24 protein-coding genes and 1 pseudogene are annotated in these 24,327 nt (G+C 37.2%); 22 read left to right on the forward strand and 3 right to left on the reverse strand.

Annotated elements, in window-relative coordinates; translation table 11 throughout:
* Nucleotides 1-162 precede the first annotated feature (162 nt).
* The 7 genes from BN1243_RS00410 to BN1243_RS00440 all read left to right on the forward strand — a co-directional run bounded on the left by BN1243_RS00410 (nucleotide 163) and on the right by BN1243_RS00440 (nucleotide 7,541).
* A complete protein-coding gene (locus BN1243_RS00410; RefSeq protein ID WP_062104326.1) occupies nucleotides 163-2,013 on the forward strand; it encodes an ABC transporter ATP-binding protein in 1,851 nt (616 codons plus the stop codon).
* Nucleotides 2,014-2,057: 44 nt separating this feature from the next.
* Nucleotides 2,058-3,884, forward strand: a complete 1,827-nt coding sequence (locus BN1243_RS21925) for an ABC transporter ATP-binding protein (protein ID WP_062104327.1) — start codon at nucleotides 2,058-2,060, stop codon at nucleotides 3,882-3,884.
* A gap of 117 nt (nucleotides 3,885-4,001) precedes the next feature.
* The gene (locus BN1243_RS00420; protein WP_062104328.1) at nucleotides 4,002-4,364 is read left to right on the forward strand and encodes a GNAT family N-acetyltransferase; all 363 of its coding nucleotides are present in this window, start codon (nucleotides 4,002-4,004) and stop codon (nucleotides 4,362-4,364) included.
* Between the two features lie 20 nt (nucleotides 4,365-4,384).
* The gene (locus BN1243_RS00425; RefSeq protein WP_062104329.1) at nucleotides 4,385-5,344 is read left to right on the forward strand and encodes a hypothetical protein; all 960 of its coding nucleotides are present in this window, start codon (nucleotides 4,385-4,387) and stop codon (nucleotides 5,342-5,344) included.
* Between the two features lie 297 nt (nucleotides 5,345-5,641).
* Nucleotides 5,642-5,776, forward strand: coding sequence for a hypothetical protein (locus BN1243_RS22820; RefSeq protein ID WP_268258059.1), 135 nt, complete (start codon nucleotides 5,642-5,644; stop codon nucleotides 5,774-5,776).
* A gap of 13 nt (nucleotides 5,777-5,789) precedes the next feature.
* Complete coding sequence (locus BN1243_RS00435; RefSeq protein ID WP_062104331.1) at nucleotides 5,790-6,278, forward strand: NUDIX hydrolase; 489 nt, start codon at nucleotides 5,790-5,792, stop codon at nucleotides 6,276-6,278.
* A 150-nt stretch (nucleotides 6,279-6,428) separates the two neighbouring features.
* The gene (locus BN1243_RS00440; RefSeq protein WP_062104332.1) at nucleotides 6,429-7,541 is read left to right on the forward strand and encodes a CAP domain-containing protein; all 1,113 of its coding nucleotides are present in this window, start codon (nucleotides 6,429-6,431) and stop codon (nucleotides 7,539-7,541) included.
* Between the two features lie 70 nt (nucleotides 7,542-7,611).
* Here BN1243_RS00440 and BN1243_RS21445 read toward each other — a convergent pair.
* A pseudogene (locus BN1243_RS21445) lies at nucleotides 7,612-7,743 on the reverse strand (IS3 family transposase); the annotation flags it as partial.
* A gap of 116 nt (nucleotides 7,744-7,859) precedes the next feature.
* Here BN1243_RS21445 and BN1243_RS00445 point away from each other — a divergent pair.
* From BN1243_RS00445 to BN1243_RS00480, 8 genes are all read left to right on the forward strand, one after another.
* Nucleotides 7,860-8,639, forward strand: a complete 780-nt coding sequence (locus tag BN1243_RS00445) for an ABC transporter ATP-binding protein (protein WP_062104333.1) — start codon at nucleotides 7,860-7,862, stop codon at nucleotides 8,637-8,639.
* A complete protein-coding gene (locus tag BN1243_RS00450) occupies nucleotides 8,629-10,782 on the forward strand; it encodes an ABC transporter permease (protein WP_062104334.1) in 2,154 nt (717 codons plus the stop codon). The genes BN1243_RS00445 and BN1243_RS00450 overlap by 11 nt, the downstream gene beginning before the upstream one ends.
* 38 nt (nucleotides 10,783-10,820) lie before the next feature.
* Entirely contained in the window at nucleotides 10,821-11,498 is a 678-nt protein-coding gene (locus tag BN1243_RS00455; RefSeq protein ID WP_195892056.1) for a response regulator transcription factor, read from the forward strand.
* Nucleotides 11,495-12,532 carry a sensor histidine kinase gene (locus BN1243_RS00460; RefSeq protein ID WP_062104336.1) on the forward strand — a complete coding sequence of 346 codons (1,038 nt, stop codon included), beginning with the start codon at nucleotides 11,495-11,497 and terminating at the stop codon, nucleotides 12,530-12,532. Before BN1243_RS00455 ends, BN1243_RS00460 begins: the two co-directional genes overlap by 4 nt.
* 132 nt (nucleotides 12,533-12,664) lie before the next feature.
* Entirely contained in the window at nucleotides 12,665-13,147 is a 483-nt protein-coding gene (locus tag BN1243_RS00465; RefSeq protein ID WP_062104337.1) for an NUDIX hydrolase, read from the forward strand.
* A gap of 30 nt (nucleotides 13,148-13,177) precedes the next feature.
* Entirely contained in the window at nucleotides 13,178-14,194 is a 1,017-nt protein-coding gene (locus BN1243_RS00470; RefSeq protein WP_062104338.1) for a S66 family peptidase, read from the forward strand.
* 33 nt (nucleotides 14,195-14,227) lie between these two features.
* Nucleotides 14,228-14,998: an APH(3') family aminoglycoside O-phosphotransferase gene (locus tag BN1243_RS00475; protein ID WP_062104339.1), complete on the forward strand. Its 771-nt coding sequence runs from the start codon at nucleotides 14,228-14,230 to the stop codon at nucleotides 14,996-14,998.
* 209 nt (nucleotides 14,999-15,207) lie between these two features.
* Nucleotides 15,208-16,287 carry an AI-2E family transporter gene (locus tag BN1243_RS00480; RefSeq protein ID WP_062104340.1) on the forward strand — a complete coding sequence of 360 codons (1,080 nt, stop codon included), beginning with the start codon at nucleotides 15,208-15,210 and terminating at the stop codon, nucleotides 16,285-16,287.
* A gap of 47 nt (nucleotides 16,288-16,334) precedes the next feature.
* Here BN1243_RS00480 and BN1243_RS00485 read toward each other — a convergent pair whose 3' ends face one another.
* Nucleotides 16,335-17,930, reverse strand: coding sequence for an aspartate:alanine exchanger family transporter (locus BN1243_RS00485; protein WP_062104341.1), 1,596 nt, complete (start codon nucleotides 17,928-17,930; stop codon nucleotides 16,335-16,337).
* A 279-nt stretch (nucleotides 17,931-18,209) separates the two neighbouring features.
* Between BN1243_RS00485 and BN1243_RS00490 the strand changes: the two genes are divergently transcribed.
* The 7 genes from BN1243_RS00490 (at nucleotide 18,210) to BN1243_RS22260 (ending at nucleotide 23,450) form a co-directional block, all read left to right on the forward strand.
* Nucleotides 18,210-18,644 (forward strand): NUDIX hydrolase, encoded by a 435-nt coding sequence (locus tag BN1243_RS00490; RefSeq protein ID WP_062104342.1) that lies wholly within the window; start codon nucleotides 18,210-18,212, stop codon nucleotides 18,642-18,644.
* Nucleotides 18,625-19,182, forward strand: coding sequence for a D-glycero-alpha-D-manno-heptose-1,7-bisphosphate 7-phosphatase (locus BN1243_RS00495; RefSeq protein ID WP_069201743.1), 558 nt, complete (start codon nucleotides 18,625-18,627; stop codon nucleotides 19,180-19,182). The genes BN1243_RS00490 and BN1243_RS00495 overlap by 20 nt, the downstream gene beginning before the upstream one ends.
* A gap of 75 nt (nucleotides 19,183-19,257) precedes the next feature.
* Entirely contained in the window at nucleotides 19,258-20,469 is a 1,212-nt protein-coding gene (locus BN1243_RS00500) for an MFS transporter (protein WP_062104343.1), read from the forward strand.
* 50 nt (nucleotides 20,470-20,519) lie between these two features.
* Nucleotides 20,520-21,212, forward strand: a complete 693-nt coding sequence (locus BN1243_RS00505; protein ID WP_062104344.1) for a YwaF family protein — start codon at nucleotides 20,520-20,522, stop codon at nucleotides 21,210-21,212.
* Nucleotides 21,213-21,233: 21 nt separating this feature from the next.
* Nucleotides 21,234-21,755 (forward strand): DUF6886 family protein, encoded by a 522-nt coding sequence (locus tag BN1243_RS00510; protein ID WP_062104345.1) that lies wholly within the window; start codon nucleotides 21,234-21,236, stop codon nucleotides 21,753-21,755.
* 243 nt (nucleotides 21,756-21,998) lie between these two features.
* Complete coding sequence (locus BN1243_RS00515; protein WP_062104346.1) at nucleotides 21,999-22,847, forward strand: DUF72 domain-containing protein; 849 nt, start codon at nucleotides 21,999-22,001, stop codon at nucleotides 22,845-22,847.
* A 249-nt stretch (nucleotides 22,848-23,096) separates the two neighbouring features.
* Nucleotides 23,097-23,450, forward strand: a complete 354-nt coding sequence (locus BN1243_RS22260) for a hypothetical protein (protein WP_230200062.1) — start codon at nucleotides 23,097-23,099, stop codon at nucleotides 23,448-23,450.
* Between the two features lie 177 nt (nucleotides 23,451-23,627).
* Here the strand turns inward: BN1243_RS22260 and BN1243_RS00520 are convergent, their stop codons facing one another.
* Nucleotides 23,628-24,215 (reverse strand): TetR/AcrR family transcriptional regulator, encoded by a 588-nt coding sequence (locus BN1243_RS00520; RefSeq protein WP_062104347.1) that lies wholly within the window; start codon nucleotides 24,213-24,215, stop codon nucleotides 23,628-23,630.
* Nucleotides 24,216-24,327 lie beyond the last annotated feature (112 nt).

The following is a 24,327-nucleotide window of genomic DNA, read 5'->3' on the forward strand; positions in this document are numbered from 1 at the left end:
TTTTTTTATTCTAATTACTTCAAAAAATAATACTTATAATAATTCTTTCCCTTTCCAAAACATATACTTTGTGTCTTAATAGATTGTAAACGTCTTCGCACTGTAACTTCTAATAAAATAATAATTGTTAGAGATGTAAATGAAAACAAGGAGGGACAGTTATTGAAAAAACGGCTTTATAAAATTCGAGAATTGCGGAGTCAATTTAGGGAGTTCATAGAAGTAGCGAATTATCTTAAACTTGTACTTTGGCAAGCATCTAGGACTTGGACAGTGTTACTATTCACTTTAAATATATTCGGTGGCTTGACCCTTGCTATTGAATTATGGGCAATGACAAGTTTGATTAATCTGTTGATTGAACAAGGCTCCATCCAGCATGATTTCAAGCGAATGATGCTGACTTTGCTACCATGGGTTCTCCTTTTTATTGGAGCTATGTTAATCAAAAATACAGTAAATGCAATCCAACCGTATATCTCAAAGCAATTACAAGAAAAGACTTCTAGCATTTTGAAAAACGACATTTATGAAAAAGCAGTAAAATTAGATTTACGTTCCTTTGAAACAGAAGATTACTACAATCGATTGGAAAATGCGAAGAGATCAACAAATGCTCAATTAACCTATGCTATTGAAAGTGTTGGCTTCATGATCGGGAATATATTTGAACTGATTGTCATCATCACTGCAATTTCACAAGGCGGACTCCTTTTAGCTCTATTTCTATTGGCAGCGTCTATCCCATTGATCATCGTCAATATAAAAACGAGTCAGGAATTCGTCCGTATTAACTATCGACAATCACCATTGAAACGACAACTTCAGTATTGGTTGAATATATCGACATCACGCTCTACTGCAGCAGAATTGCGATTATTTGAACTGGGTCCCTTTTTTCTGAAAAACTGGAAGAAACTTAGTGACCAGATTATTGGTGAGTTACATATGGCTCGGAAAAACTTAGCTTTTACGAGTGCGAAAAGTACCATCCTCATGATGCTTACATTAATAACAATGATTATTGGAATCGTTTACACAGGTGCGTCGGGCGTGATCACAGTTGGAGCGCTTGTTGCGTTTTTATACATGTTGAATCGTTATCAGGATGCTATTAGGCTAATTGCTTATTATAGTGAAATGCTGTCTGATTTCTATTTTCAATTTCAACATGTCCCTCAATTTTTGCAATCGGGGGAAGAAGAGTTACAGAAAGGCGTGGCAGCTCCTCAAAAAATTCAACAAGGTATTGTTTTTGAAAACGTTGATTTTACTTATCCAGGAAGTGCAAAACCTTCTTTGCAAAATATTAGTTTTCAGATTCGGCCCGGTGAGAAGTTAGCGGTTGTAGGTGAAAATGGAGCTGGGAAAAGTACATTGGCTTTATTGCTTTTAGGGCTATATGAACCAACAGAAGGCAGAATATTAATTGATGGAATTGATTTAAAAACGATAAATCCACATTCATGGAGGAGGAAAGCTGCAGCTGTATTTCAAAATTTTGTTAAGTATCAATTAAGTGTTGAAGAAAATATTGTATATGGTGATATATTTGAAAAAAACAACTTGGAGAGATTACGGCAATCTGCCGAAAAGAGTGGGGTAGATGAAGTGCTACATAACCTGCCTCATGGCTATCAGACATTATTAGGAAGAGAATATGAAAATTCCAAAGATTTATCTGGTGGGGAATGGCAAAAGGTGGCCATTGCCAGAGCTTATTTTAAAGAAGCGGATCTTTTAGTGTTGGACGAACCAACCGCGGCACTAGACGCCCAATCGGAATATGAAGTATATCGACAATTCAGTGAGGTTTCCGATGGGAAAACGTCAATGCTCATCTCCCATCGTCTAGGCTCTGCAAGACTTGCTGATAAGATCATCTATTTACAAGCAGGGGAGCTTGTTGAAATAGGAACACATGAGGAATTATTGGCACAGAATGGCTCCTATTCTAAAGTTTATCACCAACAAGCGGAATGGTATCAGCAGGAGGAAAGTTTTTTAGGGTAAATGCTCATGTTTTTCGTTTCAGGCGTATGGAGAGGAGACAAATCATGACACAAACAGAAGAACAACAAAAGAAATCAATTTATTGGAAAGATTTAATGAATCGCTGGAAGTATTTGTTTAAATTATTTAAACTTTTACTATCAACTGCTCCAAAAGAAGTACTGATTATTATGTTCGTGACCATTTGTATGGGGATGATCCCACTTTTATCAGTTTTTGCTTTGCAACAATTGGTGAATGCGATTACACAACTGGGAGGTCACGCTAGCCCTGGATTCCCGATGCAACTCATTTTATGGGTGTTGCTCTTTATCTTTGCACTGATTTTACAGTTTGTCGGTAATATTTTTGGGGGAATGATAAGGGACCATATGCAGGAGCGAATGAAGGCGGATATTCAACGATTGATTATTAAGAAAACCCATCAATTATCATTGGCTCAATTTGAAAATCCAGAGCTTTATGATCAGCTGCAACGAGCAAATAGAGGTCTAGAGTCAAGACTGTTTTCAACGATGGCTTTTATCTTTCAAAGCATCAGTGATTTCATCACAATTGTTTCATTATTAATCTTTTTATTTTTCATTCACTGGAGTATTCCCCTCATTCTCTTTATTGGGAGCACCATTTTCACTCTTGTCCGGATTCGACTATTCACGGAACAGTATATTCTTGATCGAAAACAGACAACAGAAATGCGGAAGTTGGGATATTTTGAGCGATTGATGAGTACTCGTGAATCGGCAAGAGAAATCCGTCTATTTGGATTAGGCGATCATCTTAGAGGTAAATGGAAAGCGCTTAATATAAAATTAATGGATGAACGCATCCATTTGGCACGAAGAGAAAGTCGGCTTGAATGGGTCAGTTCTAGTGGTAATACATTAACGTTTTCTATTGTTTTAACCGGTGTAGTGTATATTGCTACTTTAGGATTATTATCGGTTGGGCAATATGCGGCTTTTATTAATGCTGTTCTCCAATTTCAAGAAGCATTGGGAAATTTATTCTGGTCGATAGCATTGATTAATAATGATCTTCGCTATATAAAAGATTTCTTCGATTATCTGGAATTACCCGAGGAACAAAGTGAAGGGGCTTTATTATTGAAGGAGCCTTTAAAACAAGGGATTGCATGTGAAAATATGAGTTTCGTTTATCCAGGGACAAAGGAGCAAGTCTTTAAAAATATTAATTTGCATGTTTATCCTGGTGAAAGAATAGCACTTGTCGGTCAAAATGGTTCAGGAAAAACAACACTGATTAAATTATTGATGGGATTGTACAAACCCACAGATGGAAGGATTTTAGTCGAAGGAAGCGATTTAGAGAAGATCAATTTATCCACTTGGAGAAAAAGATGTACGGCCATTTTTCAGGACTTCCATAAATATCATATGACAGTAAAAGACAATATTGCGATTGGCCAAATTGAAAAAATAGGAGATGCCGAACAAATCACAAGGGCGGCGATTGCAGCGGGAGCAGATGAGATGATTCAGGAATTGTCGAATGGATATGAGACACTTCTTGGCAAAGAGTTTGGTGGTCAGGAACTTTCTCAAGGACAATGGCAGAAGGTGGCGATTGCCAGAGCTTATATCCGGGATGCCGACTTATTGATTCTTGATGAACCAACTTCTGCTTTGGATCCGCAAGCAGAAGTGGAGATTTATAAACAATTTCGGGATATTGCGAAAGATAAAACGACGATCTTTATTTCTCATCGTCTCGGAATCTGCAAGTTAGTCGATCGAATTATTGTTTTACATGATGGTGGAATTGTAGAACAAGGAAGCCATGAGCAATTGATACAGGAAAATGGTCATTATGCCCATATGTATCGTCTTCAAGCACAGTGGTATGCGTGAATACTAGTTTGAGAGTGGAGGAAAATGAATGTTAGATTTCCGTGATCTAGATGAGGGCAATATTGATATCTTGGAAGAATGGTTTCAAGATAAGAATGGTTTCAAGATGAAGAAGTGTTGAACAGATTAAGTGGTACACTGCCTTTGAATCAATGGTTTCGCTATGTACAGGAAAGCCCCTATTATTGGGCATGGCTTGTGTATGAAGGGGAAGTGCCGATAGGTCAAATTGATATGGAAATGTACACAGATTTTTCGGCTTCGATTTCATTATTAACAAACCCGCGCTTAAGAAACAAAGGATTTGGAAAGAAAATGTTGAATACATTACTTCAAAGGCCAGAGATGGTACGGGTTCAGAAACTGGTTGTTTACGTTGAAATCGATAACCTAGCAAGCCTCGCCTGTTTCAAACACGTGGGATTTATAGAAAATGGAATAGATGAAGATGGCCTACAAATATTGACCTTGGAATTGTAAGGTTACGAGGGTGTGAAGTAATGGAAAAATGGACGACAGAGCGGCTAGAGCAATTATTGAATGGAGACATAAGCAAACGAGAAATAATTGATGATTCAAAAAGTGATAGATTCATTGAGATGATAAAGATAAATAACCGAAAAGTTTTTATAAAGTATGGTGATGACGACGGCTTGCGGAATGAAATAATAGTGTATGAAAGTGTATTAAATGGGAACCAACACCAAGTACCTGCAGTCATCAAGGCAAAAGAAGTGGAAAATAATGAATATTTCTTAGCCCTTGAATGGATAGAAGGGATACATCCGGAATTTGAGAATAAGAATCATAATGAAATAGTATTCACAGCGCTTGGAAAATGGACGGCGGAGTGGTCAAAACAAATTGAAGTATTATCTAACATTCCTAAGACCGAGTTATATGATATATCTAGTTTAGAAATTTTACTAAACAAACATAGCGAAAGTTTGAAGCACATGTTTGGAAATTCCTTGGTCACCCTGCTTCAACAAATCGTATCCTTCCAACACATTATTATCCAACATATAGAAAAATTCCCACTTACATTGGATCCTGGGGATATATCATTACATAATGTTTTGTTGGATCGAAAGGACAAGGTTAATTTCATTGATTTTGAGTACTGTTCTATTAGGCCAATGATTATGGTAGTTGAGCATTTTGGTGAGGAATATACATCCATCCCTTACCGGCAAAGTGATATTGATATCGCATTAAAAGCCTATGTAGATGCTTGGAATGAACATTCAAATGCTTCGATTCGATGGGATGATTTTGCCCGTTCCCATCTATGTGCAAGAATCTACTATAAAGTAGGGAGCTTTCTTTATTGGATTAAGGAAATCGTAGGGGGTGATGATTCAGAAGAAATTAAGGAGTGGGTCAAAAAAGGACAGGAACAGCTTCAAGAGCTGGTCAATCACTTTAAAATGAAGGGATTTCTTACAAATAGGATGTAACAAAGTTAGTGAGTAATTTTACCAAAGGATTAGAAAGTTAGTAAGATAAAGGAGGCAGGCTGAATGAATTATGAACGTGGCGGTGTCGTATTTATCCCGCATTAACTGGCTGTTAGACCCCCCACTTCAAGAATTCGAGGAGAATACAAGAATTGTAAGTGGGGGATCAACAGCCAGTAAAAGCCCGATTGGTTCGGGCCCGCAGGACGCGGGTCACAAAGGCGTTGCAACAGGATGTTGCGAATTTAGCCTTTGTTCCTCTAACAATCAGTGGGGGATGAAGAAAACCCCCACTGATTGAAGTTTCACTTTATTTGCTGTATCTTACTTGGTGTAGGTCTAGGTTTTTTATTTGATCAAATTCCAGCTGGAGCATTAATTGGCGTTGGTGCGGGATTTTTGCTCATGGGGATTATCGGGAAAAGAAAATAAGGGGGATGTACATATGAGCTATGAACCACCAAAGCAAACAATTAGCGTATCGGCTTTTCTTCAGAATGAAGAGGGTGAGGTGCTTTTACTCCGAACTCATTGGCGAAAAGACACTTGGGAAATGCCAGGTGGAAATGTAGAAGTAGGAGAGCCGTTGGACGAGGCTGTTTGCAGGGAATTTTTAGAAGAAACAGGAATTGTGATTCGGCCAATTGGAATTACGGGAATTTACTCCAATACGACAAAAGCTACAATAGGTGTAGTTTTTCGTGCAGAATATGTTAGTGGAGAAATCAACATTCAACCAGAAGAAATTTTGGAAGCACGCTATATTAAAATCGATGAATTAAATATTGGTGAGTACATAACTCGACCCCAACAAAGATCGCGTACACTGGATGCGATGAAGGCGAAATATTTTATACCATATGAAGCGTGGAAAATGGAGCCTGACTATCAACTAGTGTCGAGGTTGGAAAAAAAGATAACGCTTGATGTTTGATTCGATATTTCCATCTTCCGTTAGATAAAAAAGAAAGAACCGTCAACTTCCTTATTGTATGACGGTTCTTTCTTTGCCCTTTCATTGTTCTCCTTGAAAAAGATTGTTAAAATATATATATATAAATTTAAAGTAGACAGGAGTATCAGTTTGCCGAAATTAAGAAATGTGATTCTTTTATTGCTCATTGCATTAGGGTTTTGGCACTTTTACGGTGAGACATTAAAAACGACAGGTTTCCAAGGAGTTTTTGATGAAATTCAATCCGATATTAATTTGATAAAAGCAAATCCCCTTTTTAAAAATACTGTGGATTTCGTAAAAACAGAAATCGAACAGTTATTAGATAAAAATGAACCGAAATCGAATCAGCCAATTGTGGAAAAACCTCAGCTTGATATTCCAACAGATCAAACGTTTTCTGTGCATAACATCGAAATAGGTGATGCACGTTCTTACGTTGAAAAAATAGTAGGACAACCAAAGCGTTCTTCCATGAATGAATATGGGGTAGACTGGGTCGCTTATCATGAAAGCTATCATAATTTTTTCATGGTTGCTTATGATAAACAAGACCTTGTCGTCGGTTTGTACACGAATCAAGATTTATTATCTTCAAGTGTAGGAATAGAGCTTGGAACAACGCGAGAATCAGTCTTGGCAATGAACTATGATCCACTCGAATATATTCGAAAAGGGTGGGTATCTTATCAAATTAATTCTGAGGAAGAGTATGATTTTTTTCAAATTGACGATAATTATGTAACGATTTTTTATGATATTGAAGAAGGTAATTCGGTGACAGCCATCCTCATTGTTAATGATAATCTCGAAAAAATGAAAGAGGAAATTTACGGAAAGCCAAGCAAAGAGTTAAAAGAAGGTTTTGAATATCAACTGTTTGATTTAACTAATGCTGCGAGAGTGAAGAACGATCTTCCAGCACTTACATTTGATGAGGCAGTTAAAGAAACAGCACGCAGTCATAGTACTGACATGGCTGAAAACTATTATTTCAATCATACGAATTTAGAGGGGAAATCACCTTTTGATCGTATGGCAGAAGATGATATCGTGTACAGCATGGCTGGTGAGAATATTGCCATGGGTCAATTCAGCAGCATTTTTGCCCATGAAGGCTTAATGAATTCTCCAGGTCATCGAAAAAATATATTACTCCCAGAATATGAAGCGCTTGGTGTTGGTGTTGATTTTAACAAAGAGTCGCAACCTTACTATACTGAAAATTTCCTGAGTCAATAATAAAATTTGATCAAAAAACAACCTCTGTATTGCACAGATTGATGTGACCCCTAAAAGTTAGAGTTTTATATTATGCAGCTAACTGGCTGGTGTAAAGACGGTATTGAACCGGGCTCATGCCAGCCAATTTCTGTTTTATCCGTTTGTTGTTGTAGTACTCGATATAAGCTTCAATAGTCCGTTTGAGCTCCTCATATGTGCGTGGTGATTAGCCATTTTACCTTACATCATCTGTAAGTATTTTTAGCCTTTTATACTAGTTATAATATGTATAACTCAATTTGACCGAAATTGAAAAAAATGAAAGGAGAGTTATACATGGTTGGTCAAGAGAAATTACTAGAGGTTCAAGACTTACAAAAAAACTACGGCAAGAATAATAATCTAACGAAAGCAATACAAGGGATTAGTTTCGAAGTTCTTTCAGGGGAATTCTTAGGTATAATGGGTCCAAGTGGCTCAGGTAAAACGACATTATTAAACTGTATTGCTACAATTATACAACCAACATCAGGACGTGTACTGTTAAATGGGAAAAACATTAGCGCTTTTGGTAGTAAGGATTTAGCGGAATACCGGGGGCGACGGATTGGTTATTTATTTCAAGACTTTGCATTATTAGATAATTTAACGGGACAAGAAAATATTCTATTACCTCTTTCTATTCATGGGATGGATTTTGCAAAAGCACGTGCTAAATTGGATGAATTAGCCCATTTTTTTGAAATTGAAGATATTCTTAATAAATTTCCATCACAAATGTCTGGGGGACAAAAGCAACGGGTAGCAGCTGCCCGTAGTTTGATTTCTGAGCCAGATATTGTTCTAGCAGATGAACCGACAGGAGCCTTAGACACACGTTCTGCAAGAAACTTAATGAACAAATTGAAACGTATGAATCGGGAAAGTGGAAGAACGATTTTAATGGTTAGCCATGATCCCAATGCTACAAGTTTTTGTTCAAGAATCCTTTTTATCCAAGATGGTGTTATTTTTCATGAACTGCGCCGCAAACATGATGAATCACGCGAACAATTTTATGATAGAATCCTGCAATTAATGGCCCAGCTTGGGGGAGGAAGTGCTAATGTTCTCTAAGCTGATTTACCGCAACGCAAGGCGAAGTCGTAAGGAAAATGTCATCTATTTTGCAACACTTGTAACGGCGATTGCATCTTTTTATATTATTCTTTCACTAGGCAGACAAGATGTAATTATATTTTTGAAGGAATTTGAAAGTGATGCAATCGATAGTCTCTTAGCTCAAATGCCCATTGTATATGGTTTTGCGTTATTGTTATTGTTTTTCTTAATTTTATTTGCAAATCGTTACCAATTAACTCGAAGAAGCAAAGAGTTTGGGCTCTATCTCTTGTTAGGAATGCGCAAGGAACGCCTCATTCTACAGCTTTTAGCAGAGGGACTCATTTCCTCTGTTTTGGCACTCATCGGAGGTATTTTAATTGGTGCATTTTTAGCAGAAATCATTAGTCTGACGGTTTCTAGATTAGTTGGTCAAGGAATTATCGGTCACCAGATGAGTTTTTCAATAGGAGCGGTTATTTTTACTACCATTGGCTTTTTATGTATTCAGTTTATAGCACTAGCTATTCTTGGCAGAACGTTATTTAATCAAGAGGTACATCCATTACTTTACGAGCAAATGGATAAGAAACTAGATATGGGTGATTTCAAAGGGAATATATTCCATATATTAATAGGCTCTCTCTTATTAGCAGTTGCTTATTGGATAGTTTTATATCGTTTTATGGATTTTGCAGGAATGCTTCTGTTTGTGGCGCTGGCTCTCGGATGTTTAGGAACAATCCTATTTATGAGGGGATTTGGAAAATTACTAGGTTTATTGGTAAGCTTGTTTAAAGATCGATCAACTAAAGGGCTGCACACTTTTACATTAAGGCAGTTTCAAGAAAACATAGCGAATCGATCTACATCAGTGGCAGTAACATCGATTCTGATGACGTTGGCCATTATACTAATAGCAAGTGGAGCATCTACCTTTTTAAGTTCAGATAGAGTGTTTCATAGGTCTTCCTCAGTGTACGATTTCACTGTTGTCGGAGATCGTCAAAAGATTGAGCAATTTCTATCTTCAGAAAAAATGACACCCTATGTAAGTGACCTAAACCTATTAGAAATGGGGAAAATGCAATATCAGGACGTGAGCCAGTTTTTGTCATTAGTTGAATGGTCTGAGCTAAGAGAGCAAATTATGATGGCTCTACCAGATCAGGTAAAAGAACAAATTTTATCTGGAGAGATGCAGGGGTACAATATTAGTGCGGAAAATCCTGAAGCGCTGAATTTATTTGGAGTGTTAGAGATTGATGCAACATCTCCATATCTTATTCCGGAATCATCGTATAATGGACTTTTAGAAGCGATTGGAGAAAAACCACTGAATCTTCAATCAAATGAAATTGCTTTATACTTTAATCCAGATTTTGTGCCTATGACTGATCTAGGAAGTCTGCCTGTCCTTGATCATATTCTTAATAAGGCTGCAAAAGAAGGTAAAAGTTTGATGAGTATTAACGATCAGGCAGTATTTATTCGCCCGTCTATTCCAATGAGGGGGTTAGTAGCTGATCGTTCCATACGAATTCATTCAGCTTTTATTGTTCCTGATCATATGTTTAAACCATTAATTAATACGGAAACGTACATGTCTTATTGGAATTTTCGTATCCCGCAAAAATTGCAAGAGCAACAAGGTTTAATGAAACCAATGATGAAAGCTAGAGAAATATTAAAATCCTCTGGCTTTGGGTTTGAAAGTTATTTAGAAAACTTTGGACGCAAACTTTTCTATCTTGTTGCTGGAAGTTATACGGAACTATATATGGGATTCTTATTCTTAATTTTGGCCTGTACGGTATTAGCCTTACAATTTTTAACACAGATGAAGCAAACTGGCGCGCGCTATTTAACACTCTCCAAGTTAGGAGCAAAACGAGATCAAATGAAAAAATCCATGCAAAGGCAAGTATGGTTGACCTTTCTTTTACCTATGTCTCTTGCATGTGTCAGTGGTGCTGTTGGGATAATGGCTATGATTTCTTTTCAAATTATTTATATTGATAGCACAGCCTTACTTTCTCCAATTGCAGTGGCCTTTGCTTTTCTAGTAATTGTTACTGTACTTATTTATGGAATTGCCGTTGCCCGTTCAGCTGATCAGGAGATAGATAAATTGCGATGGAAACCAAATATAGATTAGGAAGGTCATTATATTTTACAGCAAAAGGGGGGGCTGAAGTGGCGAGGATTATTATTGTAGAAGATGATTTATGGATGAGAGAAGAGTTAATAGATATATTGCAAAAAGCTGGCTATGAAGCCGTAGCTATTACGGATTTTCATGATATAGATACACAGATAGTCACTTTGGCCCCAGACTTAGTCTTATTAGACATCAATTTACCAGAGCAATCTGGATTTGAAATATGTAAAAGTTTAAAAACAAAAGGAATTGGCCCAATATTAATTCTGACGTCTAGAGATAAGTTACAAGATGAATTACATGGTTTGCATTTAGGTGCGGATGACTATCTTACAAAACCATGTAATGGTGATCGATTATTAGCCCGCATTCAGAACTTGCTAAGAAGATTTGAAGGCCAACCAGAATTAATAGATGGTGGCTGTTTTTTACTAGATTCCAATACCTTTACTTTATATAAAGGATCGCAATCAATAGTATTATCAGCGAATGAAGGGAAAATTATATTAACCTTAGTAGAGAATAGGCCTAATATTGTCTCTAAGTCGCAATTAAGTGAACGATTATGGGGGACAGGTGAATATATTGACGAAAATGCTCTGCAAGTAAATCTCACTCGCTTACGAAAGACATTGCGTCACTTAAACTTGGAAAATCAGATTGAAACAATAAGGGGAAAGGGTTATCGACTTAGGGGGCAAGTGAAAAGATGAAATGGATCAAGCAAATTTATGATTGTTTGCATGCTTATAAACTCTGGTTTCTTGTTTTAACGATGACAAATTTCCTGTTTATCTTTCTTGCTTGGTTAGCTTACCCGGAAACTTTTAAAGTGTTAGTAGGACTGATGATTATTTTTACTTTAGGTATAATTGTGCTATCTTTATTCATGATTATTAGAAAACAAAAATTAATAGAATCAGCCTTTCAAGACTTTTTGTTTGAAGCGAATGAGGCGAACGAAGAAAAATTATGCAGTGTTTCCCCTAAGACACATTCGACACATATTCGCAGAATGGGGAGAATCATTAGATCCTATCAGTCGAAACTGAACGAGCAAGCAATTGAGTTAGCAGATTATGAAAACTATATAGAAGGTTGGGTCCATGAAATTAAAAAGCCTTTATCATTGATGACATTAGTATTAGATAATCGCAGTGATGAAATGTCTCCTCTTGTAAAACAGCGGATGCACCATATTAAAGATCAAATGCACGGGGATGTAGAGCGAATTTTATACTTCGCCAGACTTGGGGCTGCTCATAAAGATTATATTTTCGAGTCTATAAGCTTGCTAACCTTTTGTAAACAGACTATTGAAGACTATGAAACACTACTAGAAGAAGCCGGATTTCATGTACAGATCAGCGGGGAAGAAAAGGAAATTGTTTCTGACCGCAAAGGATTAGCTTTCATTTTAGCACAAATTATAGCAAATAGTACGAAACATATTGCCCATAAACAGGAACGCCCCCTTTTGAAATTTGAAACGGTTTATGACACTGTAAATGATCAAACCATTTTACATATTAGTGATAATGGACCTGGGGTATATAAAGAGGATTTACCATTTATTTTTAATAAGGGCTTTACGGGTAGGAGAGGCACTTATACTAGAGAAGCGACAGGTATGGGCCTTTTCTTAGTGAGCAAGATGGCTTCTGATTTAGCGATTAAGTTGAATGCAAAGTCAGAGCCTGGTTCGGGGTTAAGCATAGAGCTAATATTTCCAAATGTGAAACAATAAGCGGAATCCGTTTTGATCCTTTTTTTCAAGACGGATTTTTATTGTTTTAAAACTACAAAAGAAGGGATTTTCCACTAAGTAAAGAATACTATGAAAAAGGTCTAATACAGTAGAGATTTGGAGGCTAAAACGATGAAAATGCCAACACATATAGTAGCTGCTGGTGGGATTGTGGTAGATGATCAAGGGAATATCCTATTAGTTAAGACGATCCATGGCGGTTGGGTGTATCCTGGTGGGCAAGTTGAAGTTGGAGAAAATGTAATTGATGCAGTATGCAGAGAGATAAAAGAAGAAAGCGGAATTGATGTCGCTGTTACTCAATTGATTGGCGTTTTTTCTAATACGGGCACTCATAAATGGTATGACGGTGTGACAGATGTACCGACCAAAGTCATGTTTGATTTCATTTGCAAGCCTGTAGGTGGCACATTAACGACATCGGATGAAACGACTGATAGCCGTTGGGTTGCTAAGGAAAAGGTGCTTGATTTAATTACTGCGCCAGCTATTCGCGCTCGTTATCAAGCCTACTTGGATTTTCAGGGGGGAATTTCTTATATGGAGTATGTCACGAAGCCAGAATTTGAATTGAAGCTGGAGAGGAAAGTATAAAAAAGCTTTTGAATTGCTTGGAGGAGAACGATGATCCATTATCCATATTTAAGAAAAGACGCTACAATCGGAGTAACGGCCCCATCTTCTGGAGTAAAAGGGGAAAGACAATCATTTCTTTATTTTGCATGTAATAGTTTAAAGGCGAGTGGGTTCAATATTGCTGTAGGTGATACTGTTTGGACTCAACATAAGGCAAAATCAGCTCCTGCGCAAATAAGGGCAATGGAGTTCAATGAAATGATACGAAATAACAGTATCGACATTATTATCCCTCCATGGGGCGGGGAGTTATTAATAGAGATACTGGAATTCATTGATTTTGAAAATATCCCTAATAAGTGGATTCTAGGGTATTCTGATGTAAGTGTATTATTACTGGCAATCACGTTGAAAACGGGAATGGGAACAGCTCATGGGACTAATTTGACAAGTCTTCGAGGGGAGCACTCGGATGAAACAACAGCTATGTGGCAATCGGTATTATCAACTAAAGTGGGACATTCAGTCACTCAGTTTTCCTCTAAAAAGTTTCAAAAAGAGTGGGGGAATGATAAACCATCCACATCAGCATTTCATTTAACAGAACCGACCTCCTGGAAAACGATGTCAGAAGAAAGTGAGAAAATCGAAGGTCGTTTACTTGGTGGTTGTATCGATGTCATTAGACATTTAATAGGAACGCCCTATGGCGATGTAGAGAATTTTAGAAAAAACTTTATAAAGGATGAACCAATACTTTGGTATTTAGAAAACTGTGAACTAACGACAACTGATTTGCGAAGATCATTAATTCAAATGAAGCTAGCGGGATGGTTTCGCAATAGCTCTGGAATTATGTTTGGAAGAAGTTCAGCAAACCATCCTATCGATCATTATACCGCTGAGGATGTGTATAAGGAGTTAGCAGAAGAACTCAATATTCCTATCATATATGATATTGATTGTGGCCACGTTCCTCCGCAAATCACCTTTATTAATGGGGCGTTTGCTGAAGTAGAGGTAAATGATGGGAGCGGAAAAGTGATTCAACATTTTCGTCCATAAAAAATTTACGATTAACAAGGCAGGCGATGAAATATGCAGCACGTACCGCTAAAATTAGCCACTATGATTAATGGTTATGAGTGGAAGCAAATTACAATTGGAATGTCTGATGCTAGTACATATTTGTTAGCAGGAGGAGAAAATCTATATCTGAAAATTCAACCATTTTCTAAGGAAAGTCCCTTATATGATGAGAAGATAAAATTAGAATGGTTACAAGGAAGACTAGATGTACCAGAAGTGTTGTATTATGGGCGTGGTGAGTATAAAGAGTTTTTATTGATGACGGAAATCAAAGGGATTAACGCTTCAGATGAGACACATAAGAAAAATGTTGAACACTTAATGAAATTATTAGCCCAGGGTTTAAGGGAGATTCATAGTGTAAGCATCGATAATTGTCCATTTCAACAAACACTGTATGTTAAAATATTAGAAGCTGGATTACGGGTTGAACAACAGCTTGTCGATGAGGATGACTTCGATGACATAAGGGCAGGGCAAAAAGCAGAGGAACTTTATCAAGAACTTCTTAAGAAACGCCCTGTCGAAGAAGATTTAGTTTTTACCCATGGAGATTATTGTCTCCCCAATATTATCATCAACGGAAATTCGATTGGTGGGTTTATCGACATGGGAAGGGCAGGAATAGCAGATCGATATCAGGACATTGCTTTAGCCGTTAGAAGTATAACTTATAATTTTGGAGAAACATTTGTACCAATATTTTTAGAAGAATATGGTCTATCGGAACCGGATTATTCGAAAATATATTACTATCAATTACTCGATGAGTTTTTTTAATTCTATAATTAAGAAAATTCCTTGCCCGAAGGACCGAGTAGAGCACTTGGTCTTTTTCTTATATTAAGCGGGATTATAAATAAAATGAAAAGCTTCAGACATAATTATGCTAAAATATAACTAAAACTACTAAAAACATGAAACTTATCTCTACATAATACGTATTCCATTGTAAAATAGAAAGAGGATACGAAAAAGGACGTGGGACATTGACAAGAAAACTTTGGTTTCAGGTTGGAGTTGGCTTGTTGTTAGCCATCTTAATTGTTAAATATTTTATGGAAATTAGCTTTATTTTTGAGCCAGTCGTAATCATTATAAAAGCCATAATTCTGCCACTTTTACTTGGTGGTGTGCTCTATTATATGACTGAACCAGTGCAAAAGCTGTTAGAAAAGCGGAAAGTTCCGCGATGGGCAAGTATTTTGATCATTTTCGTAAGTCTAGGATTAATCATTTGGGGATTTACAGCCATTGTTGGGCCACCTGTCGCGGAGCAAGTGAATAACCTTGTTGAGAATGCTCCTAAATTGGCAAAGGAGCTAGATTTAGTCAAAGATAATTTGTTGCAACAAAAAAATAATCTGCCCCAAAACTTACAAGAATCTATTAATAGTGCTGCTAATTCACTTCAGGATGTTGCGATTAAATTTGGGAAATGGATTGTCCAATTTTTACAATCTTTCTTCCAAGCAATGTTTCTGCTAATATTGGTGCCATTTTTCTTTATTTTTATGCTCAAGGATCATGAAAAATTTGCGCCGATTATTTATAACTTATTTACTGGGGAACGTCGTAATTGGATAAAGAAAACTTTGAGTGATATTGATCGTGTTTTGCGCTCTTATATACAGGGGCAATTATTAATCAGTGCCATACTTGCCCTAATGATCTTAATTGGTTATTGGATTATAGGGTTACAGTACGCTTTATTACTAGCTATTTTCGCCCTGTTCATGAACCTGATTCCATTTGTTGGACCTTGGATTGCGGTAACTCCGGCATTGATCATTGCCTATTTGCAAGATCCAAAACTTGTCATCGGAGTAGCTATAGTTACGTTAGTTGCACAGCAAATTGACAGTAATTTAATTACACCGAATGTTATGGGGAAATCACTAGATATTCATCCTCTTACGGTCATTACGATTATATTAGCTGCAGGTAATATTGCTGGGTTCGTCGGGATTATCGTTGGTGTACCAGCTTATGCTGTCATTAAAGTAATCGTTATAAATATTTATGAACAACGTCAACAAATTAAACATGCAGCAACAAAGGATATATAAGTATACTAAAAGCCCTTCTTAGTAGAAGGGCTTTTAGCATACTTATCCTACAAAATCAAAACGATTAGCTGTGCCGAAATCGCCATGAGAATGAGAGCAAACGGGTAGGCTGCTGCATAAGCGATAGCTGTATCTTCTGTGTCGATTAACTGATTTAATGCTCCTAAACCAGGGGTACTTGTAAGTCCGCCACATAAACCACCTAATGAATGAACAATGCTTAATTTAAAAACTTTTTTTGCAATTAAATATCCTGCAATAATCGGTACTATCGTAATAATTGTTCCCCCGAACATAAGCTTAAATCCTTGGGTTTGGATAACTTCTATAACCCCTTGTCCGGCCGTTGTTCCTGCTCCAGCGAGAAAGAGAACAAGGCCTAATTCTTGGACAATGAGATTGGAGGGACCGTAGTAACGAACATGAATAGGCCCTAATTTTCCGAAATGCCCAATGATTAGAGCTATAAAGAGTGGACCGCCAGCAACTCCCAATGTTATGCTGCCTAACCCTGGTAAATAAAATGGAAGCATTCCAAACAAAACGCCAATTAATAATGTTAGACTTAGCGAGAAAATATGTATATTGGTTACAGCTAGCTTTTTCCTAGCAAAAAGAAGCTCTACCTCTTCAAGGCGTTTTTCCGTACTTACGATTGTAAGCACATCTCCACGAAGTAAAGGCAGATTCGGGTTTTGGTTTAATTCCAGTCCAGCACGCTCAATTCGCGTAACGGTTGCGCCGTATTTTGCGCGTAGCTGTAATTCCTTCAAGCTTTTTCCAATAATCTCATCAGAATCTACTACTACTTTGCGTAAATGAATATTGTCTGTGTTTTCTAAATGAGTCTCCACTTTCTGTCCCACATAAGCTGCCATTGCATTCAGTTCAGGTGCTATACCAACTGCCACTAATTTGTCTCCAACGAGAAGGACTGTATCTCCCATCGCAATCATCATATGCTGATGACGTATGACACGACTGATGACAATAGAATGCTCGCTAAAATCAAGCTCATCCAATGTTTTTTTATTCAATTCGGTATTTGTAATTTCAATAGTCGCTATTTCCGGTGAATTTTCATTCCTAATTGGATTTGTAGTCTCTTCTAAATCCTTTTGTAAGTCCATTTTTCCTATTCTAGGAAGTAATTGCACAAACAATATGACAGCTAATACGCCAAAAGGATAAGCGATACCATACCCAACTGATGCAAGTGGATCATTAGTTGCTTGAAGTGCTGCCGCCAAGCCCGGAGTACTTGTTAAAGCTCCAGTCATTAACCCAACACTTAAAGCAGTCGGAAAATGAAATACTTTAGCTACGATAATTGTTGTGATGACAGCGACAATTGTAATGAATAAAGCAATTAGCCCGAATACTAGTCCGTTTGTTCGCAACATCCTGAAAAAACGTGGCCCTGCTTGTAAACCGATAGCAACAATAAATAGACTTAGGCCTAAATTTTGAACAATAGGGGAGACTTGAAAGCCAAAATGCCCAAATACCATAGCGACGAGTAAGACTCCTGCGGCGCCTAAGCTAATTCCTTTTACTTTCCACTGCCCTAACCATGATCCGAAAAACAAAATGACAAAAAGGAGAACGAGCGGTTCTTGTAGAAGGTCACGGATGAAATCCATCATTTTTCACCTCAAAGTTTGTATATCTATTCACATTCTACTATATTTTGTTGATCTTATAAAACTTTTGTCATCTTATTTTTCTAAGATTTCATTATAATATTCTCCTTACTGATTCTAGAGTTCTTCAACTTAGATCACTTGCATAAAAATTTTCCAATTCTATAATCGGAACTGCTATAATTTGGATTAATAGAAATATTCGATATAGAGGAATTGTTTTTGTAATGACCTACGGGTGATAAAAAGAATAATTTTTTAGCTTGGAGTTGAAATGACGTGGATAAGTGGTTTGGTTCCGCCGGTGTATGTATCAATGAAAACAATGAATTATTAATGGTTTTGCAAGGTAGACGAGAAGAAACGAAAACGTGGTCTATTCCATCAGGAGGACTGGAGAAACACGAAACTTTTGAAGAATGCTGCATAAGAGAAATAATGGAAGAAACTGGATATGAAGTTCGCCTTATTGAAAAACTATTTGTTAAAAAAGGAAGCTATGAAGAAATCAATCTCTTATTTGAAGTTCATTACTTTCTGACAGAAGTCATTGGTGGAAATCCAGTTATCCAAGATCCTGATCAGCTCATTTACGATATTGATTGGAAATCAGTAGATGAAATTAGCACTTTAGATTTGAGCTATCCAGAAGATAGGGAGTTTTTATTGAATTGTGTACAAAGGAGATGGAATTTTGATAGCAGTATTTCTTGACCGAGATGGAACAATTGGTGGGGATGGAGGAGGGATTCATCCGTTTGAATTTGAACTTTATGAATATGCAGCACAATCAATACGAATTTTAAATAACGCGGGAATCAAGGTGCTCCTTTTCACAAATCAGAGTTGGATTGGAATGGGGAAGTTTTCCGAAGAGACCTTTTTAAAAGGATTTGAATTAATGAAGAAGCAATTAGAGGACCAACACGCCTTTTTAGATGGACTTTACTATTGCCCACATAAACCAGAGGATGGTTGTCTTTGTCGAAAACCTAAGACAACATTGTTATTTGAAGCTCAAAAAGAGTTTGGTCTTGATTTTAGTCATTGTTATGTTGTTGGTGATAGGTTAAGTGACTTGGTAGCTGCAGAAAACGTTGGTTCAAAAAAGATTTTAGTGAAAACGGGTAGAGGAGAAAAAACGCTAGTTACTCATAATGAAAAAGCTTCAGAAAAACTAAGGATAGATTTTATTGCAGATGATGTGTTAAGTGCAGCAGAATGGATTGTGAAAGATGTGTGTTCTATATGAGAGGGTGAATTAGAAATAAATGCCATAATATTGAGGCTATATGAAGGCAGCTGTACGGGAAGGGATTGTTGAAGCATGCAAGAGCGAAAACCCGTCATTATCGTGGCAATCGTCACAGCGATTTGCCTGCTAGGGGATTCGATGTTATATATTGTTTTACCAGTTTTTTGGAAGGATGCAGGTCTTCACTCGTTATGGGAAGTTGGTATTTTGCTTTCAATCAATCGATTTGTCAGACTACCTTTAAACCCATTTATCGGTTGGTTATATAATAAAATGACACTGCGAACGGGGCTTATTATAGCTGTTATAATTGGCGCGATGACGACAATTGGATATGGCCTTTTTAAAGGATTTTTACTTTGGTTCATATTAAGAGCCTTATGGGGGGTAGCTTGGTCATTCCTAAAGATGGGTGGTTATTTCACCGTGATCAGCTATTCGAATGATGGAAACCGTGGCCAGTGGATGGGCAGTTATAATGGGATTTCTCGGTTGGGCAGTTTGGCTGGTATGTTAGCAGGGGGAATTCTTGTCCCTATTTTTGGACTGCAAGCTGTATCCATTCTGTTTGGAATAAGCATCTTCATAGGGATCCCGTTGATTCTAATATTTATTTCAAACAAAAAAGTTACAGAGAATACTCATACAGAACGCGACTGGACTACGAGTATTTGGTCTAAACGCGTCGTCAGAGTGCTTGTGTGCGGATTATCGATCGCTCTTTTACAAGCGATTTTCACTTCAACGCTCAGCTTAATTATCGATACAAATTATTCGCAGTCCATCTCTATATTTGGCATTGTTTTAAGCAGTACGGCATTGGCAGGGATTTTACAGTCTGTAAGATGGGTTTGGGAGCCGTTTCTTGCTACGAAGATCGGTCGGAAATCGGATGGAATTTCAGGGCGAGTACCATTGTTTCTTTTTTCTCTTATTTGTGCAGCTGTCGGCTATTCGCTAATTCCGTGGGAACTCCCCATCTATTTTTGGATAATCATTGTTTTATTCGTAATGATGACCGGAACGGCAACACAAACATTGATGGATGCGTTAGCATCAGATACCGCAAAGGTAACTTCTGTCATTACGGTTATGACTGCTTATTCAGTTGTCACTGACCTTGGTTCTGCATTAGGGCCAATGCTAACTTACTGGTTTGTTAATATGGAAAATGGAATACTAATCGTTTATCTTTGTAGCGCGATTATTTATTTAGCTATTATGTTATCGTATCGTCCAAGTTCTCGAACTGAAAAAGTAAATGTTCCGAGCGGGAGAGTTTAAAGTCCATTTTTAACTGATTTCACTGTAAAAAGGATGAAATGGGGAAGTATATGTCGGACAATATTTTTAAAATGTTTTCGTTAGAGCATATAGGAGCGATCCTTGCATTATTAGTTTCTCTTTTTCTTATTAAAAGATTACCGCAACCGAATCGCCTCATGGAACGTCTTTTTGCACTTTCACTATTGGTAATGGAGGCTCTATACCATGTATGGATGCTACGAACAGGAAGATGGAACTTAAGTTACTCTTTGCCACTGGAATTGTGCAGTATTAGTTTAATTTTAACTATACTTCTACTCTGGACAGGTAATAGGCGTCTTTATGAATTTGTTTTTTATGTAGGCATTGGGGGCGCATTACAAGCAATTTTGACTCCAGATTTAGATATGGGCTTTCCTCATTTTCGCTTTTTTCACTTTTTTTACACACATATTGGAATCATAATGACAGCTTGCTATTTTACGTGGATAAAAGGATATACACCTACGTTCAAAGGGATTATTAAAACGATGGTCGCTTTAAACATACTACTACCGTTTATTTTCATTATCAATATTATTTTTCAAGGTAATTATATGTTTCTAATCGAAAAACCGGTGGGAGGTAGTTTGTTAGATTATTTAGGCCCGTATCCATGGTACCTTTTATCATTGGAAGTGGTTGCGTTTCTCATCTTCCTTATTTTGTGGCTGATTTTTAGGAGAAGGGGAGAGGCGATGAGCGGGATTATGACTGATTAAAAAAATCGAGGGAGAAAATTTATGCGGTTATTCCATGTTAGTGAAGAAAGCAATATAGAAGTATTTCATCCAAGAAAACCAACAAGGAAAGATTTAGATCAGACAACAGCACTTGTTTGGGCAATAAATGAAAAGTGTTTACCGAATTTTCTTACACCGAGAAATTGTCCGCGTGTTTGTTATTATGTTGGCCCCGAAACATCAGACATTGATAAACAAACATATTTGACATCAAAAACAAGCCCTCATGTTGTCGTCATCGAAAATGCTTGGTTTCAAAGAATGAAAAATACTCAATTATATCTTTATGAGTTCGATCCCCAGTATTTTACGCTTCAAGATGAAAATGCTGGGTATTATACAAGTGAGCATACGCAAATTCCCATTAATCAAATTATAATAGAAGACTTATTTTCAGAGTTATTTAAATATGAAGTAGAATTGCGTGTTGTTGATAATCTATGGGGGATCGGTGAGGAAATACAAAAAACGACTATGAATTGGTCCTTGTGTAGAATGAAGTTTGCACAACTGAAAAGATAATTGACGCCTAAAAGTACCCGACTAGAATTATCGTGCAGGTACTCAATGACAGTTGAATTTTGGAATATTGTCGCGAAAAGGGAATAGGCGAAATTTTTGATGAAGTAACGGCTTCTTCACTTTGAAAATTTGAATGAATCTCCTTTCATGCGGGCGAATATTAATTGTCTGTCAATCTCATAAATACTTATTAATCAAAGTTACATTGTTCCTTATGTTAACATGGTAAAAGGAGGGATTATGTTGATCTACATAGGTGTAACTGGGTGGGGGGATCATGACTCCTTATACCCGGCTCATATAAAAGCAAAAGATAAGTTAGCAGAGTATAGCAGTCATTTTCCAGTAGTCGAGGTAGATGCTTCTTTTTATGCGATTCAGCCTGTTCGCAATGCCTCTAAATGGGTAAACGAAACCCCGGAAAAATTCCGGTTTGTTGTGAAGGCTTACCAAGGGATGACAGGACATCAGCGTGGAGAAGATATCCCATTTGAATCGAAGAGAGAAATGTTTCAATCATTTAAGGATTCTTTAATACCTTATCAGGAAGCTAATAAGTTGGCTACGGTGTTATTTCAATTTCCACCATGGTTTGATTGTAAAAAGGAGAACGTTGATTATTTACGTTATTGTAGAAATTTCATGGGAGATATACCAGTTGCATTGGAATTCAGGAATCAATCTTGGTTCAGTAACCAATTTCGGACAAGCACTCTTGCATTTATAGAAGAGGAAGGCTGGATTCATACCATTGTTGATGAACCCCAAGCAGGTGCTGGCTCCATACCGACAGTACCGCTAGCTATAAATCCCAATTTGACACTTATTCGCATGCATGGAAGGAATGTACATGGATGGAATAAACCAAATGATCGGAATTGGCGAGAGGTGCGATATTTATATAAATATAATCATAGTGAACTTTTGGAATGGAAAAACCATGTTTTAACGTTATCAAAAGATACAAAAGATATTATCGTTTTATTTAACAATAATTCGGGCGGTGATGCTGCGGGAAATGCAAAAGAATTTCAGGAGATGTTAGGGCTAAATTATGAGGGGCTTTCTCCTAGACAGATGAAGCTTTTTTAGTGATTGACGCTTAAGTATTTACTACTTTGAACAGAAAATGATTAATCTTTAGTTATTTTTTTGCAGTAGTATTTAATCCTGTGATTAAAGGATAAACTTGTAATTAAAGACAAGCTGATAGAAACAAGTACATTCTCGGAATTTCAAGGTGTAAATTGGCCGAACTTCCAAATGCCGTTGGTTCCTTTTTTCACGAACAAGGACATGATAAAGCCTCTCATGTCCCTTATGTGCCGTTTTATTCCCTGAATGGGACACGATTCAATGACAATCGTTACCGTTTCACAGCAGTTCCACTCATTACGGGCACCATCCAGCGTCAATCGTTACCGTTTCACAGTAGTTCCACTCATTACGGGCACGATTCACCGTCAATCGTTACCCTTTCATAGAAGATCAACTCATTACGGGCACGATCCATCGTCAATCGTTACCGTTTCACAGGAGATCAGCACATTACGGGCACGATTCAATGTCAATCGTTACCATTTCACAGTAGTTCCACTCATTGCGGGCACGATCCACCGTCAATCGTTACCGTTTCACAGCAGATCAGTTCATTACGGGCATGATTCATCGTCAATCGTTCCCGTTTCACAGTAGATCACCTCATTGCGGGCACGATTCACCGTCAATCGTTACCGTTTCACAGCAGATCACCTCATTGCGGGCACGATTCAGTGTCAATGGTTCCCGTTTCACAGGAGATCAGCACATTGCGGGCACGATTCATGATAAAGCCTCTCAAAGTCCGTGGGCATCCTCTGTTCTATCTCAATACTACTCTTCATTTTTTCCAGCTATTCCAAAAAAGAAAAGTTTTGTTAGATCTTCTGTTATGGGGAGAATGTTTTTGGTCACATCCCCACGTTGCAAAAATTCTTTAAACATTTGAATATATAACAAAATCGCTTCATTCGAAATACTTGGGTCTACAAATCCTTGTTCTTTGCCTTCGTTAAATAACTTCATAAACCGCGGTAATGCTTTCTCCATATATAATTTATCAATATAATTATCCTCACCAGAATATTCCTTCATAAAGTACTCAAAAAATTCTTCGTTAATGTGACTAGCTACCTCTGATTTATCAAAAATGATCTTTTTCACTTTTGTTGGAAATGGAATGTTGCTATTAAATAGCTGCTCATATTCCCCCCAGATTTTGTCAACGTAAAAAATAATCACTTCATGAACTAAGTTATCTTTATTTTCAAAGTAATTATAAATTGTAACCTGTGATACTTGTGCTTCTTTAGCTATTTCAGAAACGGATACTTTCCGGATGTTGTACTTCATAAATAACGTAAGCGCTGTCTCTAAAATTTTCCTCTTTTTTTGCTCTTTCCGTCTTTCAAACCCGTTCACAACAGTTCACCTCCATCATAGTGTAATAAAAGTTTTGTAATAAAACAACAATAATAGTTCATAAACTATTGCTGATTGACTAACTTTTGTATATTATGAACTATATGGGCTT

The sequence above is a fragment of the Bacillus niameyensis genome (assembly GCF_001375535.1).
GTDB classification, from domain to species: Bacteria; Bacillota; Bacilli; order Bacillales; family Bacillaceae_C; genus Lederbergia; species Lederbergia niameyensis.

What these genes read in the sequence shown, in the direction of transcription:
- BN1243_RS21925 (WP_062104327.1), top strand. Translation starts at nt 2,058, where the DNA reads ATGACACAAACAGAAGAACAACAAAAGAAATCAATTTATTGGAAAGAT.
- BN1243_RS00425 (WP_062104329.1), top strand. Translation starts at nt 4,385, where the DNA reads ATGGAAAAATGGACGACAGAGCGGCTAGAGCAATTATTGAATGGAGAC.
- BN1243_RS00435 (WP_062104331.1), top strand. Translation starts at nt 5,790, where the DNA reads ATGAGCTATGAACCACCAAAGCAAACAATTAGCGTATCGGCTTTTCTT.
- BN1243_RS00445 (WP_062104333.1), top strand. Translation starts at nt 7,860, where the DNA reads ATGGTTGGTCAAGAGAAATTACTAGAGGTTCAAGACTTACAAAAAAAC.
- BN1243_RS00450 (WP_062104334.1), top strand. Translation starts at nt 8,629, where the DNA reads ATGTTCTCTAAGCTGATTTACCGCAACGCAAGGCGAAGTCGTAAGGAA.
- BN1243_RS00460 (WP_062104336.1), top strand. Translation starts at nt 11,495, where the DNA reads ATGAAATGGATCAAGCAAATTTATGATTGTTTGCATGCTTATAAACTC.
- BN1243_RS00465 (WP_062104337.1), top strand. Translation starts at nt 12,665, where the DNA reads ATGAAAATGCCAACACATATAGTAGCTGCTGGTGGGATTGTGGTAGAT.
- BN1243_RS00470 (WP_062104338.1), top strand. Translation starts at nt 13,178, where the DNA reads ATGATCCATTATCCATATTTAAGAAAAGACGCTACAATCGGAGTAACG.
- BN1243_RS00475 (WP_062104339.1), top strand. Translation starts at nt 14,228, where the DNA reads ATGCAGCACGTACCGCTAAAATTAGCCACTATGATTAATGGTTATGAG.
- BN1243_RS00485 (WP_062104341.1), bottom strand. Translation starts at nt 17,930, where the DNA reads ATGGATTTCATCCGTGACCTTCTACAAGAACCGCTCGTTCTCCTTTTT.
- BN1243_RS00500 (WP_062104343.1), top strand. Translation starts at nt 19,258, where the DNA reads ATGCAAGAGCGAAAACCCGTCATTATCGTGGCAATCGTCACAGCGATT.
- BN1243_RS00505 (WP_062104344.1), top strand. Translation starts at nt 20,520, where the DNA reads ATGTCGGACAATATTTTTAAAATGTTTTCGTTAGAGCATATAGGAGCG.
- BN1243_RS00510 (WP_062104345.1), top strand. Translation starts at nt 21,234, where the DNA reads ATGCGGTTATTCCATGTTAGTGAAGAAAGCAATATAGAAGTATTTCAT.
- BN1243_RS22260 (WP_230200062.1), top strand. Translation starts at nt 23,097, where the DNA reads ATGGGACACGATTCAATGACAATCGTTACCGTTTCACAGCAGTTCCAC.